The sequence below is a fragment of the Bacillus sp. SJS genome, assembly GCF_000732485.2.
Classification (GTDB): Bacteria; Bacillota; Bacilli; order Bacillales; family Bacillaceae; genus Metabacillus_B; species Metabacillus_B sediminis.
In genome coordinates this window covers 73,382-89,577 of the sequence record NZ_JAQV02000024.1, presented here as the reverse complement: position 1 = coordinate 89,577, position 16,196 = coordinate 73,382, and the positions used below count along the sequence as shown (strand labels likewise).

General features: G+C 42.2%; 17 protein-coding genes and 1 riboswitch. Of the genes, 9 read left to right on the top strand and 8 right to left on the bottom strand.

Annotation, left to right across the window (positions count from 1 at the left end):
* The first annotated feature begins 147 nt into the window (after positions 1 to 147).
* On the top strand, positions 148 to 816 hold the full coding sequence (locus AS29_RS14915; protein ID WP_231889956.1) for a YwaF family protein: 669 nt from the start codon (positions 148 to 150) through the stop codon (positions 814 to 816).
* Here the strand turns inward: AS29_RS14915 and AS29_RS14910 are convergent.
* Entirely contained in the window at positions 813 to 2,345 is a 1,533-nt protein-coding gene (locus AS29_RS14910) for an FAD-dependent oxidoreductase (protein ID WP_035409052.1), read from the bottom strand. The genes AS29_RS14915 and AS29_RS14910 overlap by 4 nt on opposite strands.
* Before the next feature lie 163 nt (positions 2,346 to 2,508).
* Between AS29_RS14910 and AS29_RS14905 the strand changes: the two genes are divergently transcribed.
* Entirely contained in the window at positions 2,509 to 3,261 is a 753-nt protein-coding gene (locus AS29_RS14905; RefSeq protein ID WP_035409340.1) for a tryptophan-rich sensory protein, read from the top strand.
* 235 nt (positions 3,262 to 3,496) lie between these two features.
* Here the strand turns inward: AS29_RS14905 and aldA are convergent, their stop codons facing one another.
* Positions 3,497 to 4,948 (bottom strand): aldehyde dehydrogenase, encoded by a 1,452-nt coding sequence (aldA, locus tag AS29_RS14900; RefSeq protein ID WP_035409050.1) that lies wholly within the window; start codon positions 4,946 to 4,948, stop codon positions 3,497 to 3,499.
* Positions 4,949 to 5,206: 258 nt separating this feature from the next.
* Here aldA and AS29_RS14895 point away from each other — a divergent pair, with 258 nt between their 5' ends.
* A complete protein-coding gene (locus tag AS29_RS14895; protein WP_035409049.1) occupies positions 5,207 to 6,130 on the top strand; it encodes a CAP domain-containing protein in 924 nt (307 codons plus the stop codon).
* A gap of 34 nt (positions 6,131 to 6,164) precedes the next feature.
* Here AS29_RS14895 and AS29_RS14890 read toward each other — a convergent pair whose 3' ends face one another.
* A complete protein-coding gene (locus AS29_RS14890; protein WP_035409047.1) occupies positions 6,165 to 6,494 on the bottom strand; it encodes a hypothetical protein in 330 nt (109 codons plus the stop codon).
* Between the two features lie 229 nt (positions 6,495 to 6,723).
* Here AS29_RS14890 and AS29_RS14885 point away from each other — a divergent pair, with 229 nt between their 5' ends.
* Both AS29_RS14885 and AS29_RS14880 read left to right on the top strand, forming a co-directional pair.
* Complete coding sequence (locus AS29_RS14885; protein ID WP_035409045.1) at positions 6,724 to 7,452, top strand: Bax inhibitor-1/YccA family protein; 729 nt, start codon at positions 6,724 to 6,726, stop codon at positions 7,450 to 7,452.
* A gap of 83 nt (positions 7,453 to 7,535) precedes the next feature.
* Positions 7,536 to 7,694, top strand: coding sequence for a transcriptional regulator SplA domain-containing protein (locus AS29_RS14880; protein ID WP_156505960.1), 159 nt, complete (start codon positions 7,536 to 7,538; stop codon positions 7,692 to 7,694).
* 26 nt (positions 7,695 to 7,720) lie between these two features.
* Here AS29_RS14880 and AS29_RS14875 read toward each other — a convergent pair whose 3' ends face one another.
* A complete protein-coding gene (locus AS29_RS14875) occupies positions 7,721 to 8,362 on the bottom strand; it encodes an MOSC domain-containing protein (RefSeq protein WP_051860720.1) in 642 nt (213 codons plus the stop codon).
* Between the two features lie 148 nt (positions 8,363 to 8,510).
* A riboswitch (M-box (ykoK) riboswitch) is annotated at positions 8,511 to 8,675 on the top strand.
* Positions 8,676 to 8,890: 215 nt separating this feature from the next.
* Between AS29_RS14875 and mgtE the strand changes: the two genes are divergently transcribed.
* Entirely contained in the window at positions 8,891 to 10,249 is a 1,359-nt protein-coding gene (gene mgtE, locus AS29_RS14865; protein ID WP_035409038.1) for a magnesium transporter, read from the top strand.
* Positions 10,250 to 10,279: 30 nt separating this feature from the next.
* Here the strand turns inward: mgtE and AS29_RS14860 are convergent, their stop codons facing one another.
* Complete coding sequence (locus tag AS29_RS14860) at positions 10,280 to 10,480, bottom strand: aspartyl-phosphate phosphatase Spo0E family protein (protein WP_035409036.1); 201 nt, start codon at positions 10,478 to 10,480, stop codon at positions 10,280 to 10,282.
* Positions 10,481 to 10,682: 202 nt separating this feature from the next.
* Here AS29_RS14860 and AS29_RS14855 point away from each other — a divergent pair, with 202 nt between their 5' ends.
* Positions 10,683 to 12,383 (top strand): methyl-accepting chemotaxis protein, encoded by a 1,701-nt coding sequence (locus tag AS29_RS14855; protein WP_035409034.1) that lies wholly within the window; start codon positions 10,683 to 10,685, stop codon positions 12,381 to 12,383.
* 559 nt (positions 12,384 to 12,942) lie between these two features.
* On the opposite strand, the gene AS29_RS14850 is transcribed toward AS29_RS14855, so the two are convergent.
* Positions 12,943 to 13,275, bottom strand: a complete 333-nt coding sequence (locus AS29_RS14850) for a MerR family transcriptional regulator (protein WP_035409032.1) — start codon at positions 13,273 to 13,275, stop codon at positions 12,943 to 12,945.
* Between the two features lie 307 nt (positions 13,276 to 13,582).
* Complete coding sequence (locus tag AS29_RS14845) at positions 13,583 to 13,855, bottom strand: hypothetical protein (RefSeq protein WP_035409028.1); 273 nt, start codon at positions 13,853 to 13,855, stop codon at positions 13,583 to 13,585.
* Between the two features lie 176 nt (positions 13,856 to 14,031).
* Between AS29_RS14845 and AS29_RS14840 the strand changes: the two genes are divergently transcribed.
* Together AS29_RS14840 and AS29_RS14835 are read left to right on the top strand one after the other, a co-directional pair.
* Positions 14,032 to 14,214 carry a Fur-regulated basic protein FbpA gene (locus AS29_RS14840; protein ID WP_035409026.1) on the top strand — a complete coding sequence of 61 codons (183 nt, stop codon included), beginning with the start codon at positions 14,032 to 14,034 and terminating at the stop codon, positions 14,212 to 14,214.
* Positions 14,215 to 14,442: 228 nt separating this feature from the next.
* Positions 14,443 to 14,904, top strand: coding sequence for a MarR family winged helix-turn-helix transcriptional regulator (locus tag AS29_RS14835; protein ID WP_035409024.1), 462 nt, complete (start codon positions 14,443 to 14,445; stop codon positions 14,902 to 14,904).
* 319 nt (positions 14,905 to 15,223) lie between these two features.
* Here AS29_RS14835 and AS29_RS14830 read toward each other — a convergent pair whose 3' ends face one another.
* Positions 15,224 to 16,042, bottom strand: coding sequence for a hypothetical protein (locus AS29_RS14830; protein ID WP_035409022.1), 819 nt, complete (start codon positions 16,040 to 16,042; stop codon positions 15,224 to 15,226).
* Positions 16,043 to 16,196: the final 154 nt, after the last annotated feature.

Below are 16,196 nucleotides of genomic sequence, written 5' to 3'. Positions count from 1 at the left end.
TAGCAGGTAAACAGCTGAATTTCTGCCGTGAAGTATACCGGAATAATCCGGCAGCGGGTTAAAGGCTTTGCTATTCTTAGTAAACTGGATGCACAATTGAATAAATCCCCATAGATTAGCGGATGATGATTCAGAGGTGATGACATTTTGGACAAGGCTTTTCATATTTTTTCTGAAGCACACATTTTGGCGCTATTCGTGACTTTTATTGCCATGGCGCTTGTATTTATTCTCCGGTATCATTTTAACGCAGCCCGGTATGCTTTTGGATTTGTCCTATTGTCGTCTGAAGTGGTTGAACAGCTATGGAAGCTATCAGCTGGAAGATGGTCTCTGTCGGCGGATCTCCCGCTTCATTTAAGTGATCTTGCTGTTATCCTGGCAATAGTCATGACTTTTACGAAAAATAGAGCCCTCTTTCAATTTCTTTGGTATGCAGGAATTGCAAGTTCATTTCAAGCAATCGTAAGCCCGGATCTTGGTCCCTATACATTTCCGCATCCTGTTTTCTTCACGTTTTTTGTATCTCATGCAGGAGTGATCATGGCATGCCTTCTTTTTGCTGCAATGGGCTTTAGGCCATCACTGCGATCTCTCTGGATCACAGCTATGCTGGTCAATCTGTATGCAGCGGCAGTTTTTTGGATCAATCATCTTCTAAACTCAAACTACTTATACATTATGAAAAAACCAGCAGGGGGATCCCTTCTGGAGGTACTTGGCCCATGGCCGTGGTATTTGCTTTCTATGGAAGGAGTTATGCTGGTCAGTTTTTTTCTTTTATATCTGCCTTTTCGAAGTGGCAGAACCCTTTAATCAAGCTTGGTGAGCGGTTTTACAGCAGGGCCTTCGAGAATTTCTCCATCTGTACTGAATCTGGATCCATGACAAGGGCAGTCCCATGACCGATCACCATTGTTCCACTCCAGATCGCATCCCATATGTGTGCATACAGGTTTCACCAGCGAAATGTTTCCGGCTGGATCCTTATAAGCACCTGCTTTATGTCCATTGACTTTTATTCTCGCCCCTTCATCAAATCCCAAGTCCTCTGCTTTTTCTTGAGATCTTTTCAGCTTTCCTTTTACAAATTCCTTTGCTGTATCCGTATTCTGTTTAATAAATTGGACAGCAGCGGTTTTATTTCCCGGCCTCTGAGGAGAATATAGCTCTGCATAAGGGTTCTTTTTCCCCATAATTGAATCAGCAGCTATCTGGGCAGCCGCCGTGCCGTTCGTCATTCCCCATAGACCATATCCAGTTGTTATCAAAATATTGGGATGCTCTTTCGTGATAGGACCTGCATAAGGAACGCCATCTAATGTTTTTAAATCCTGTGCCGACCAGCGGTAGCGGATCTCAGTCATATCTAGTTGCTCCTCTCCGAATTCCGCCAGCGCTTCGTAGCATTGCTCTGTGTTCAGAATTTGTCCCGTTTTATGATCCTCGCCGCCTATCAGCACAAGCTGCTCCCCGTCTTCTTCTGCCGACCGGAGTGATCGGACTGGATCATCGGCGCTGATATACATTCCTTTAGGGAACGGGTGGGAGGTTTTTGCCGCCAGGATATATGAACGCTCCGGTTCCAGTTTTGTAAATTGCAGCCCTGTAATATCCGGAAACGGGTAGTGAGAGGAAATGAGAACGTGCTGGCTGGTTAATTTATACCCTTCTGCAGTTGTGATAACAGGATTTTCTGACTTCTCGAGTTCCACTGCACGGGTATGCTCGAAAACATATCCTCCAGAGCTGACAAATTCCTTCAGCAGATCAGAAAGATATTCTACTGGGTGGAATTGTGCCTGATTTTTGACCCGAATGGCGGATTTCACAGGGAATGGAAGTGGTGTGTTTTCAATGAATTCAGCGGGAATGCCAAGTTTCTTATAGGCTTCATATTCAGCCCTGACTTTTTTGTCTCCGCTTGAGGAAGCGGCATACAAATAAGCATCCTGCGTTTGCAGCTGACAGGAGATTTCTAGCTTTTGAACTGTGTCTTTAATAAACGATAAGGCTGTTTCATTCGCTTGAAAGTATTCTCTTGCTTTTTCTTCGCCAATTCCTTGAATAAGAGAGTCATAAATTTCACCATGCTGGCAGGTAATTTTAGCTGTCGTATGTCCCGTTGTTCCGCCAAGAGCTTTCCTGGCATCGATTAGAGCAGTATGAATTCCCGCTTTTTGCAGCAAATAGGCTGCTGTTATTCCTGTAATGCCAGCTCCGACAATGACGGTATCAACGGTAAGAGATTCTTCAAGAGGCGGAAAAGAGGGTTCATTTTCAACAGGTCTCCATAAGGAAGAAGGATAGAGTGGAAGCTTCGTATTCAAACGTGAATTTGTCATGCCATACCTCCAGGTAAGTGTTTTACTGTTCTTTACCCTTCGTTATGTATTTGAATCTGCTCATTGCAGAATGAAAGTTTTTGAGAAGGGGAAAAGATAGGAGACATGTTCTTACTGAGAGAAGGATATGTATGAAGTAAAGGAAAGAAAAGGGAGGATGAGAATGAGAACCTTTAGAGCTGTTGCAGTTATTAATGTGCTCGCTTATATCGTCATGGTGGGAGTGAATTTCTTAGCCAATGCTCTTCCCATAAACGGCCAGACTACTGGGGAGGTTTCAGCAGGAGTGCCTGTCCTGTTTGAACCGGCAAATTATGCGTTTTCCATTTGGGGACTCATTTATCTCCTGTTAGCTGTTTGGGTAATTCGGGCATTTTTTGTATCTGCTGAAGAGAAAGCTGTTTATGCATCAATAGGATATCTTTTTGCTGTGAATGCACTGCTTAATGCATTATGGATCGTTCTTTTTCATTATGAACTGTTCAACCTGACCGTTCTTGTCATATTCGGGATACTATACACACTGATTAAAATTTATTCCCTCATTGAAAAATCCGGTCAGACTTCACTCATGCTTAAACTGCCGATTTCTGTTTACATGGGCTGGATATCAGTCGCAGCAATCGTAAATGTATTCATCGTTTTTAAATCCAATGAAATCAGTTCATTTCTGGGTTTGGGAGAATTGGCGTGGACGATTCTTTTGCTTATTGTTACGGCTTTGCTTGGAGCCTATATGATTCTTGTGAAAAATGATCTGGCTTATGGACTGGTGCTGATTTGGGCGGTCATCGCTATTGCTGTTAATCAGATGACAGCTGCGCCGGCAGTCGCAAAAACTGCGATGGTAGTTTGGATTTTCCTGGCCATATTGACAGTATTAAAAGGGAGCATGCTTTTACTAAGAAAAAAATAATGGTGCCGCCTTATAAGAGCCGCCTGGGTTTTTGCGGCCCCAAATAGCTTATCAGGTTTTAGCTATAGAAACTCTTAAAAAAATTACGGGACAATAGCACTTTCAAAGTTACTTCCTTTGTTTAAATTAGTTTAGTGTGGGCTGATTTGCGCTAAAATCAGCCTAACTATAATTGTTAAGATACACATAAAAAAAGAAAACCCCCGGAATGCGTTCCGGGGGTTTTATCCTATTCTTATTTCAAATCTGTTTTATATTGCATATATACAACTTGTGTAACAAGATAGTCTTCTAAACCATGTTTGCCGTCAGCACCGCCGAGTCCTGACTGGCGCATACCAGCATGGTACCCCTGAATGGCTTCGAAGTTTTCGCGGTTGACGAATGTCTCGCCAAAACGAAGCTGATTCGATACATACATAGCTTCATTGTAATCATTCGTATAAACAGAGGAAGAAAGACCGTATATGGAATCGTTCGCCATCCGGATTGCATCATCCAAATCTGAGAATGTGGCAACCGGTAATACAGGGCCAAACGTTTCTTCCTTCATAATGTCCATATCGTGCGTCACATTTGTCAGAACAGTCGGACGTAAGAAGAATCCGCCTTTTAAGCCTTCAGGACGGTCTCCGCCTGCAGCCACTTTGGCACCGGCTTGAATGGCTTTTTCCAGAGCTTCTTCGACCGTTTTCAAGCGATCTTCACTGACGAGGGGTCCCATCTGGGCATCTCGGTCTTTTACTGCGTCGCCGACCTTTACGTTGTTGAATGCTGCTGCTAATTTTTGAGTGAACTCCTCAGCTACGGATTCGTGTACATATACTCTTTCAGCATTTGTACAAGCTTGGCCGGCATTGGTAATGCGGGAGGTTGTAATGTTTTCCACTGCAAGATCAAGATCAGCATGCTTTGTAACAATGGCAGGTGCTTTCCCGCCGAGTTCAAGGTTAACCTTCGTAATATTTTGGGCAGCAGCCTCCATTACTTTCGTTCCGGCGCCTGTGCTGCCTGTCATTGTGATCATGCCAACTTTCGGACTGCTGGCCAGTGCATTTCCTATCGTGGATCCTGTTCCCGTAATCATGTTATATACACCTTTAGGGAGGTCCAGATTGGCAATCATTTTTGTAAGTTCTGCAGCTGTATTAGGTGTTTGCTGGCTTGGTTTTAGAACAATCGAACAGCCTGCAATTAAGGCAGTCGCAACTTTTCGGGCAAAAATAAAAACGGGGAAATTCCAAGGCACAATTCCCCCAACCACGCCTATTGGACGTTTGTGAAGGAAAATATTTTCATTTGGCCGGTCACTTTGAATAACCTCTCCTTCAATTCTTCTGGCCCATTCAGACATGTAGCGGAAGTAGTCTACGGCCAGGTCTACTTCGGCTGAAGACTGTTCGTAAGGTTTTCCTTGTTCCTCGGATAATAATGCAATCATTTTCTCCCGGTTTTTTTCAAGCTCGTCTCCAATTTGACGGACGATCTTACCGCGCTTATAGGATGGAACCTGCTCCCATTCCTTTTGAGCTTCATAAGCCGCTTCAATTGCTTTTTCAGCATCTTCCTTTGTTCCGTCAGGAATCCTCGAGATGACATCTCCATTTGATGGATTCACAATTTCAATCCATTCACCTGAAGTTGAATCTGTGTACTCTCCATTAATATATAACTTGTGCTCTTGCATGAATAAATGCCTCCTCAATCTTTTTAGCGAATAGTAAATACGTTCCACAATGCCGCGTTAATAAAACATTTGAAGTTTATGGAAAAAACAGGATGGAGGAAGGATGGATTATTTTTGAAATAAGCCGAATAGAACAAAAGGATACAGACTAATTCCTTATTTTTATAAAAAATTGAAATAAATGGTTTTTAATAGGTTGATAGAAGGGTATAGATACTATGACTTTAACTTACATATTGGGTATGGAGGAATGGGAAGATGAAGAAGATAGCAGGTTTGGGATTGGGTTTTATGCTGGCACTTGGTGTTCTGCCAGCGCATGAGGTTCAGGCTTCTACTAGCAGCACGGCGGTACAGCAGGGGGAAAAGCTTGCCTATCAGCTGCGAGGTTTTAACAGATTAATTGATTCTGCAGACACATATGATGTAAACCAAGCCTATGACAGCTTTTCCAGGCAGATTCAAACTGCCGAAAAAGCAATAGGAAAAGTGTCAGGTTCATCCAAAAGAAGAGCGCTCTCCAAAAAGTATGTAGCTCCAGCCAAGGTGGCAAGGGAGAGAGTGATTTACGAGGTTTCCCAATACCGGTTAATGAAGGTTATCGGCAAAGATGCCCTTGCCAACCGGGTTACTTATGTAGATAGCAATTTGAAGAAGCTCGATCGCTTGAAAAAGCGTGCTGTCGAAATCAAAAAGGCAGGCAAGTACAAAGCACTCCCTGCAAAAATGACGGGCTACCTTGCTGAAACAGAGAAGCTTCAGAGAACAAACCGCTTTGCTGTGCCTGATCTCCAGCTCAACCATACGCTGTCCAGTGACGAGTTTGATTCCTTTTTATTACTCAACCAGGATCGATATGTAAATGGTAAATCTCTCATGACCCTAAGCGAAAGATTAAGCTATATTTCGGAAATGAAATCAAAGGATATGCATTCTACCGGCTCATTCAGCATCTATTCAACCAAGTATGGCAGTGCGCAGGAAATGATTGTGAAATTAGGTTTTCAGCAGCACTCAGAATCAGGAATTCTGATTTACAAATATGCGAATTCTCCTAAAGCACAACGTGATTTATGGAGAAAAAACAGCAGTCAGAAAGAAGTCCTGCTCTATAATACAATCGATTATGCAGGTGTCGGACGCTACAATGATTACACCACTCACCTTTTTGTGAATATGTAATGAAAAAAAGCAGCCCGCCAATCCGGAGGCTGCTTTAAAACTTGTTTTTCAACTCAAAAAGAGTCTGAGACAGCCATACTTGTTTCAAATCATTCGGAAAGACAAATTCCTTTGAAAGGAGGAGCTGCAGATCCAAATGGATTCTTCTAAGCTCCATTTTTGTCTTTAACAGATGAAAATCTTCAAGTTTTAGCCGGCAAAATGAATGGAGCAGAGACTGGAGCATTTGTAGCTGATTTAAAAGTTTTATCAGATAATCTTTATAAAATGCCGTCAGCTTTTTCCTTAGAATGGCTAGAACTACTGCTTCAGCTGCAGAGAAAAGGCCATCGATGATCATGCTAAGGGAGTTTTTTTCTTTCAAATTTTCACACTCCTTAAGCTTGTTTATCTAAAATTATATGGTGAAAGAATGAAAAAAGAAGAATAATTACATGAAAAATTTGAATTGGTTCAATTTTTTTAAGGGTAAGCAGTATGTAAGGCATCAGGCTAGGACTAATATAATGATTAAGTGATACATATTATATGTGGACTGAAACTTTCATCATTTAAAAACGTATGTATTAAGACTAATAAAGGAGTGATCCAATATGAGAACAGCGAATCCGACATTAAAATCATTTGAAAAAGGAATGGGATATGCTGGCGGGCGCCGAATGACTCTAATGGGCGCTGTCCATAAGTCATTTTTGCTCCTGTTTATTCTTGTTGTTTCTGCCGGAACAACATGGTATTTCGCAGCGCAGGGGGATAACGTAACTCCAATGATGCTGATCGGTGCAATAGGCGGACTGATTTTTGCGCTTATCACAAGCTTTTCACCAAAAGCATCGCCGATAACGGCGCCGATCTATGCCGTGCTGGAGGGAATGTTTGTCGGTGGTATTTCAGCGTATTATTCAAGCTTGTATGAAGGGATTGTTATGCAGGCTGTATTGATTACCATGGGGATTTTTCTTGGCTTGCTGCTTGTCTACCGAAGCGGATTGATAAAAGTAACCAACAATTTCCGTCTAGGAGTAGCGGCAGCGACAATGGGCGTATTTATGGTCTATTTGATTTCATTTGTGCTGGGCCTTTTTGGAGTCAGTGTTCCATTTCTTCACGAATCCAGCACCATCGGGATTGTGATTTCGCTCGTCATTATAGTGATTGCCGCCCTTAACCTTGTTCTTGATTTTGACTTCATCGAGCATGGGGCAGCGAGAGGATTGCCTAAGCATATGGAATGGTACGCAGGCTTTGCTCTCCTTGTTACGCTAGTCTGGCTTTATCTTGAAATCCTCCGTTTGCTTTCTAAAATCAGCTCTAGAAATTAATGATTGGAAACCTCTCTTATATAAGAGGGGTTTTTTTGATGAGGAATGGAATACTAAGGGAAATGGAAAGGGGGGAAGAGTATATGGATCACAAAGAGGATGAAAAACAATATTTGAACATTGATCACGCACAATTTGTACAGCATCCCAAAAACAAAGATGGTGTTGCCTTGTTTTTAAAGGAATCTTATCATCTGCTGTCTTCGGAGGATTTAGAACAAGTATCAAATGAAGAAGAGTAAAACAGCAGCTCATTCGGGCTGCTGTTTTACTCTTGAGTCCGCTCTAATAATTTTTCGAATTTCTTTTTCCAGTCGTCAGCCAGACTTTGGATTTGTAAAATTCTCCGGATTGCATCCGTATCTTTACGGTTGTGGAAGAAAGTGTGGTGGATATCCGCAACCGTCATAGAGGCTGTCCGATTTACAATCGAGATTGAATCCTGCTTTCGAATCGTTCCAGGTTTAATAATTCGTAAGAAATACCCTGTATATCCCGTTTCAATGATCCTCGCCAATAGCTGATCAATTCCTGTATGCCGATTAATTGTCACGCAAGGATAACGGCCTTGAGAAACCTCAGCAAGAACGGATCCAATCTGTAGTTGATCCCCAATACAAATTTCGTCTTCTCTCATACCGGTAACAGTTAAATTTTCTCCGAAAGCCGGCTGTATCAGAGTTTTTCCAAATTCCGTTTCCCAGTTTTGATAATGCTCGAATGGATATACACAAAGAACACGGTCACGTCCTCCATGAAAATCATGATTCGCGACCTCATCTCCCGTTATGTATCCTGATGAAACTTCAAGCTCATTAGCACTATCTTTACTTATTCCGGATTTAAAAAGCTTCCCCTTATGGTCTGTCAGCTGCTTTGGCATTCCCTTACTCAAATATTCAATTTTCATCATTCTGCTTCCTTTCATTAGAGAAAAAATAGGCGATGCCAAGCCGGCCGCAAATCACTTGCAGAGCATATACTGGCAAGGAATCAATTGTTTTCGAATTTGATTGACAGGTTTCAGGAATTTCTGTAATCTCAATGTGTGAACTGAATAGGTTCTTCGTTAGGTGAGGCTCCTGTGTGGAGATACGCTGCTGCCCAAAAATGTCCAAAGACGCCAATGGGTCAACAGGAATCATCGACTTAAGGTGATTTTTAACGCAGCTGGACATCGTCCTATGCTGCACAGTGCTAAAGCTCTACGATGGAAGAATGGAATGCTTGTTTTCACACGCCTTCATTCTTGGTGTGTTTTTTTATTACCTATATTAGCATGATGAAAGAAAAATAGGGAGGTGCTGGCATGGAGATTCCCCGATCGGGAGGGACACAGGTAAAAGATTCAGAAAGTCATAGTATACACTCCGCGGAAGGGAACCAGCCGGCGCTTTCAAAAGCATGGGCCTCCGCGGATTAACGAGGAGGACCATCCATGGTGAAAAATATGACGTACAACGAAATTCTTCTTCGGATTATTCTCCTGCTTAGGGACGGGAAACGGAAAGATTTTCGTGAATTAATAGAAGAACTGCAGCCATATGATATGGCGAGTATATTTAAAGAAATGCCTGAAAAACATTATGCGCGCTTTCTGTCTTTTATGAGCGTGGACGATATTACCATACTCATGCAGGAGCTTGAACGTCCTTACCAGCTTGCTTTATTTAACAAGGTGGGAAAACTGAAGGGCGTTCAGGTGATGAACAAAATGGATAACGATGACTTGGCACAGCTTTTAGAGGAACTTGATTCGGACCTGAAGGATCAGCTTCTGTCTAGTATGGAGCAGAAAGAGTCGGAAGCGGTCCAGACTTTAATGAATTATCCTGCAGAGACTGCAGGACGGATTATGACAAACCGTTTTGTATGGATACCGCAGCACTTTACTGTTTGGGACGCTGTGGTCAAACTCAAGGCGTTCGCAGAAATTGCGGAAACGATTAACTATTTGTATGTCATAAACGAAGAGAAGCAGCTGGTCGGAGTTATCTCCTACAGGGATTTGATCCTGGGCGAACGTGAAGAGCTCATTGAAGACATTATGTACACAAGGGTTATTTCCATTAAAGCAGACGCTGATCAGGAAGATGTGGCACGGTTAATTGAGCGCTACGACTTCCTTGCCTTGCCAGTGGTTGAGGAGAATAACGTGTTAGTCGGAATTGTTACAGTCGATGACGTAATTGATATTGTGATTCAGGAAGCAAATGAAGACTATGAGAAATTTGCTGCGTCCGGTAAATCCATCGATTTTGAAACAAAGGCGCATATAGCTGCTTACCGAAGACTTCCGTGGCTGATTTTGCTTTTATTTATCGGACTTGTCTCAGGAAGCATCATCAGTTTTTTTGAAGGAACGCTTAACGAAGTAGTAGCGCTGGCATTTTTTATGCCAATGATTGCCGGCATGACCGGGAACACTGGAACCCAGTCACTGGCTGTAGTTGTCCGCGGCCTTGCTCAGAATGACCTGGATTCCAAAATGATTGTCAGGCTTATATTCAGAGAATTAAAGGTTGGGTTAATGATAGGGGTTGTCTGCGGGATCCTAATTACCGGCATTGCCGTAGTATGGCAAGGGAATCCCCTTCTCGGCCTGGTTGTAGGCTCATCTTTGTTTTTTACACTTATAATAGGAACAATGGCTGGTACGATGATTCCAATTTTGCTTCATAAAATGAAAATTGATCCTGCCATAGCCTCCGGGCCGCTTATTACAACTTTGAATGACATTTTATCCCTGCTTATTTATTTTGGGATTGCAACCTCCTTTATACAGCACCTGCAGTAAAAGAAAGAGCTGATTCAGTTGAGTGCTGAATCAGCTCTTTTTATTAGTAGAATATTTTATGTCATCATGAGCCCGGCTCATGCCCTGTCTTACCGGATGTGTGCTCATATTGAGCAGCTTGTCCAAGTGCTGGCTTACCTTCACCGTTTCTTCTGCTGTATATCCATGCTTACCGGCTACTTCTACCATTCTCTGACGATATTTTTCCACAACCGTTTCATATATATTCAAGGCACTCACCCCTCTTAAATAGTTTAGAGTTCTTCTATTCATTATATCGAAAGAGTAATAGATGTACGGGAAAATAGTTAGACAAAATAGTACAAATTTTGACAAACATATCTAAAATTTGCAGAAAATACACAAAAATTATTTCTTTTTGAACTTTCTAATAGTAATATAGGAGGAGGCATATTGTTACAGGGGGGCAATTATGAAAAAGACACAGAAGAAGATAAAAAGTGTTCGCTATATCTTGGTGACAGGCTTTGGAATTCTTATTGGTTTAAGTGTATTGCTGGCCGTATTGAATTTTGCCAGCATTTATAAAACGAAAATGGACACGGAGAGGATTGTAAATAAAGAAACAGCCGCTCTCATTCTTGATGAAAAGCTTTCATACAATCTTGCGCAGCAGGCCTCAACCATCCGCGCCTATTTTCTGTATGACAGTCCTTCCTACAAAGATGAATATGAAAAACTAAAAAAAGACGGGGCTGCCCTTCAAAAGGATCTTCTTGCTGTAAACGATACTCCAGAGATCAGAAAGCTAATTAAGAAAACAGAAAGTTGGCAGAAACTGATTGATGAAGAAGTTATCACACCTTATGAAGGCGGTTTTAAAATTCAGGCCGTCCAGAATTTATCAAAAGAACCTCAGGCGGTATCCAACCAGCTTATGAAAGACTATCAGGCAATCGCAGAGGAACGGGAAAAGGAAATTATGGATTCCGGGATACAAATAATCCGTGGCGGGGAAATAACGGCAGCACTCATCCTTGTTTTTTCTTTGCTTATAGCAGCGGGCGGGTATTTTATTGCCTTTAGAACGTCTCGGATGATTGCAATCCCTATCTCCCAGCTTACGAAAAAGATGAATGAGATCGCTTCGGGAATTTTAAAAAAGGAAACCCTCTCTTCAAATAGCAAAAATGAGCTCGGAGTTCTAATAGATTCCGCGAACTCTATGAATATGACCTTGCTGACTCTTGTTGGAGGAATAAAATCAGCGGCAGGAGAAATCGCCGATCAAAGTGAAAAGCTTCAATTTTCATCGACCCAGGTGAAGGAAGGTAATGAGCAAATTGCATCAACTATGCAGGAGTTAACGCTTGGAGCGGAGAGTCAGGCAAGTACGGCAGCAGATATGGCGGAAAATATGGGTCACTTTCTGGAAAAAATTAATGAAGCGGCTACTGCTGGCGAACTTGCTTCCCATTCTGCAGAAGAAGTAATGGGTGAAACGAATGAAGGCAGCAAGTTAATGGGGAAATCCATCGATGAGATGAACCGCATACACGATATTATGAAGGGTTCTGTAACGAAAGTAGCGGGGCTTGATGAGCAATCAAAAAAAATCTCTAAACTTATGGAAGTCATTCAGTCTGTTGCAGATCAGACGAATTTACTTGCGTTGAATGCGGCTATTGAAGCTGCTCGTGCAGGTGAACATGGCAGAGGATTTGCTGTTGTTGCAGACGAGGTAAGAAAGCTCGCTGAACAAGTATCTCTATCAGTAGGGGATATCGATGTGATCGTAACCAGTGTCAGGGCTGAGACAGGGGCTGTGGCAGGAGACTTAAAAGCTGGTTACGAACAAGCTCTTATTGGAAAGGCTGCAATCGAAAAGACTGGACTTACCTTTGAAGCCATCCGATCCAAGGTTGAGGAAGTATCGTCCGGAATCACTCTCATCTCGGACCGTCTTGATGACTTGCTTGAAAGAGGAAAAAACATGGATGAAGCCATCTCTAATATCGCAAGTGTATCTCAAGAAGCCGCAGCAGGAGTAGAACAAACTGCCGCTGCAGCAGAGCAGGCAAATGGAACAATGGAAATGGTCAGAGAAAATTCCATTCATTTAACAGGACTATCAGAAAAACTGGCTCTGTCAGTAAATCAATTTAAGAGCTGAGACAAAGAGCTGTTCCATCGAGGAACAGCTCTTTAACTTTCTTCTTTAGCTTTGCAAAGTCTGCGGTTATTGCATTTTTGCTGCGCCTTTAGCAGAACATCCTTAAAAAAGCCGCTTCCGCTTTTCGGTTTGTCTAGCTCCAGCGGCTAGGTCTTCGGCTGCTTCGCTGGCCCTGTCAAAGTCAAAGAGCGACTTTGTCAATTCCAGCTCCACCAGCTTTCAGAGGCCCGCACGACGCGGGTCAGTTCTGCGTTGCGGCAGGACGCCGCGCTCTTAGCAGAACATCCTTACTGGAAGCCGCTTCCGCTTTTCGGTTTGTCTAGCTCCAGCGGCTAGGTCTTCGGCTGCTTCGCTTCTTCTGTCGGGGCAAAAAGCGCCCCTCGGTCAGAAGCTCCACCAGCTTTCAGACCTGAGCAAGCCGCTTCCGCTTTTCGGTTTGTCCAGCTCCAGCGGCTAGTCCTTCGGCTGCTTCGCTGGCCCTGTCAAAGTCAAAGAGCGACTTTGTCAGTTCCAGCTCCACCAGCTCTCAGGCCTGAGCAAGCCGCTTCCGCTTTTCGGGTTACCCATTGTGTTTGTATTGAAAATGGGCGTTTAGTTGGCCTTGGAGCATTTTTTTGCGGAGCTGGGCGGGATTTTTGGATTTTTCTTCTTTTTTCCGTATATCCTTTAATATTTCTGTCGTTTGGACGCCCTCTTCACGCAGGTCGGCTATGTTCATAAGCCTTTCTACGTCGGAAAAGGAGTATTTTCTGGTTCCTTTTGAGCTTCGCTCAGGAGAAATCAGCTGGCGTTCTTCATAATACCGTATCTGTCTTACAGATAGGCCTGTAAGCTCGCTTACTGTCCCGATTGAGATGACTTTTTTATCCTTGTAAGACCGCTCTTCTTGCAATGGACTCACTCCTTGAGGAAACAACTCTTTCCTATACTATACTCGACAACGGAAAGAATTTCTCATAATATGTGAGATTTTATAACATATACTGCAGCTGAAGAGGATTACGTGTCAGATTTCATATCAAAAAGGAGGAAAGGTACTCAAACGCACGTTAATATAAGTGTACCAGCAATTTAAAGGAGGCAGAATAATGGAACCTGGCAAAGCGCTTAAGCTTGCCCATAAACTGATTGAACTTGATTTGAAAAGGGATCAGCTGCTTGAGGAATTATTGAGGACAGCAGGAAAGGACACGTATGAATTATTGCGCTTCGTCCAGAATGGTCAAATCAAGAAGATTAGAAGACAAACACCTTAATCGGACAATTTCTTGGAATGCCGTCATCCATCCCTTCAGAAGGGCCGGGTTAAATAGGATGGTTACTTCCTGAAATTTCGTCTCATGATGAACATATAATGAAAGCCCTGCGGATTCTTCAGCAGATAGCATCATAAGCTGTGTATCATCAGGTTCATTTTCGATAATAAAATAGTAATTTTTCAGCTCATCGAAAGCAATTAGCTGTGTCTGCATTGTCGATCCTTCCTTTTGAATAGGATAGGACCATTGTTGACGGCTTTCATAAATCCCATACTTTTAAACAATCTTAATATCAGGTGATGCAATTTTTACAATGGATTAACCGTCTGCTTACAATCATTGGGTATTGTAGGAGTAAGATTAAAGAAACATGGAGAGGGGAAAGTGTGATGAGCAACCTATTAAAATTCGCTCTTGAGGAACAAAGAAATTATTACTCCCAAAAGCTGCTTGCGATAGGCGTCTACAACAGCGATGTACTTCAGAAAATGACGATTTCAGAGCTGAAAAATGAGTACGTGTATTTTTATCATAGTATTCCGGCAATCAAACGGAAGCCCGCTGCACAGTAAGGAATTTGCCCCTGAACAGGCAGGTTCCTTTTCTTATGCAGGGATTTCTCCTTCTATTGCATTTAGCCAGTGAATATTCCTTCAATCCCCTGCAAATGCCCTATTCTAAACGAGTATAAAGTCTTAAAGAATTCTTTTGAAAAATCGTTCTTTAAATATTGCCCTCTTCATAGTAAAATAAAGATAAAATTTGAGAATTTTGAGAATATTTAAGAGGGCGATGATTCTATGAGATTTTCTTACACTCAGGAAGAGACTGACCGTGCATTGGCCCTTTTCAGGGTTTTTGCTAAAGCGTTTAAAAGTATTTCGGAGCATTCGATTAGAGATAGCAAGGAGCATGGGTTTAATCCAACAGAGTTTGCGGTTCTTGAATTGCTGTATACGAAAGGCCCGCAGAAGCTTCAGCAGATTGGATCGAGGCTGCTTCTTGTTAGCGGAAATGTTACGTATGTAATTGATAAACTTGAGAAGAATGAGTACATTGTCAGACAGCAGGATCCGCGGGATAAACGTTCCATTTATGCCAAGCTGACGGAAAAAGGGGAGGCATACCTCGATGAAATCTACCCGATTCATGCTTTGAGAATTACGCGGGCTTTTTCTGGATTATCAAGTGAGGAACAGGAACAGCTGAATCAGCTGCTGAAAAAAGCGGGACTGCATAGCCAGCATCTGCTTTTCAGGTAACCAGTCCATAAAGGGAATTTTTTGTAAATACCTTCCATATGTAAAAGTGAATTGTAAACCCCTGGGTCGCTAAGTCCCGGGGGTTTTGTATTTCCAAACAAATATTCAGAAAAAATATGGACTAGGCTGAATAGTGCAGAAGGAGTGAGACTTCAAATGGACCAGCCTGACAGATTAGACCCCTCAGGCATTGGAGGTTAGGAGGTTTACCGCCAGCAACTTGGGAGCAAGAGCATATTGGGAGGAAGCTAGCAAAGACCTATCAGATTTCAAAGCACCGATTGCAGGTTTAAAATCTGTTTGATGGACAAACCAAGTGTTAAGTTCGGAAAAGCAGTCTTTTCAACAAGAGGCTGCAGCCTATGAAAAACAAATGGGTGGCTGCCAGGGATACGGCATCTGTGGAGTTATGGATTGTTAAAATATGCAGCCTAAAAAGTAAGCAGTCTGCCAGTAATATACTGAGGAAGTACAGAATTTTCCAAGATAAACGGCGGGAATAAGGAATGGCTGTATATAATATTGATATGAAAATGCTGTAAATTCCGTTTGCAAAGGTATGATCCCTGCTGCTTTCTGCGAATAGTCCAGTCATAAAAATAATAGTTGGCTGCAGAGCATAAAGGAGCCATGTTACAGTAATGGAAATAGTGATCATACAGACATATTGGGTGAGGATGATGACGAGCCGAAGCTCCCTTTTTAACAGACTGTACCATGCTTTGGATAGATAAAATAAGACTGGAATTAGAAAGAACGTGTAGTACGTCCGCCACCAATGATGCTCATAAATATCAAGGGTGAGAAACAGAATCTCAATTAATGAAAAAAACAGAGCAAATCCTGCCGTATATCGTGCCTTAATATTGTATATGGAACCAAAAGCGGCTGCTATTGGTACGGAAAGCCCCTGGCTGAAGATTGATCCAAATGTACTGTCGATAAATGAATCCCTGAAAACATTAGGTTTGTAAATGTAACAGTTAAATAAAACGTAAACGATGAGTTCAAATAAATAGCAAAGACCAGAATTAAAGAGCCATAAAATGAGAGAACCTCTCTTGTCTTTGATCAGGCAAACAGCAAATAATCCAACTGAAAAGACCAAAATAAGTAGATACCCGAAAATATTAGGCATATAGCAAGTCTCCCGAATATAGACATTACAGATAGTGTGAGCAATAGACGCCATTTTAAACAAAATACTCTTTAAAAGGAAGAATGAGACTATTTACCCTTCATATATGCAGGATTTTGACGATAGAAAGAATATAATCTGTTTTAAGAAAGGA